The following is a 319-nucleotide window of genomic DNA, read 5'->3' on the forward strand; positions in this document are numbered from 1 at the left end:
CGACGGTATCGCCCTCGATGGATTCAATCGAAAGTTCGACGTCTCCGAGAGCCGGAACGATGCTGCCCAGCCGCGGCGCAAGCCAGCGGGCGGCAAAGCAACCTTCCGCCAGAACTTTCAACTGCGGCCGTGCATTCGAAACCATCAGGTCGGAAAGACTGCCGATCATGGTCTCGAAAGCGTCCGCCAGACCGGGATAAAGTGCGCTACCGGCATCGGTCAGCACCAATTCACCGCGCTGGCGGCTGAAAAGCGGCTGGCCGAGGTGGGTTTCGAGAATGCGGACCTGCTGGCCGATGGCAGCGGTCGAAACATGCAG

The 319-nt window shown here is 61.4% G+C and carries 1 protein-coding gene; it reads right to left on the bottom strand.

Features of this window, described 5'->3' with window-relative positions:
• A partial coding sequence (locus tag EN804_RS38915; RefSeq protein WP_135922392.1) for a LysR family transcriptional regulator occupies nt 1–319 on the bottom strand: 319 nt, incomplete at both ends.

The organism is Mesorhizobium sp. M8A.F.Ca.ET.161.01.1.1, from assembly GCF_004792105.1.
GTDB lineage: Bacteria > Pseudomonadota > Alphaproteobacteria > Rhizobiales > Rhizobiaceae > Mesorhizobium.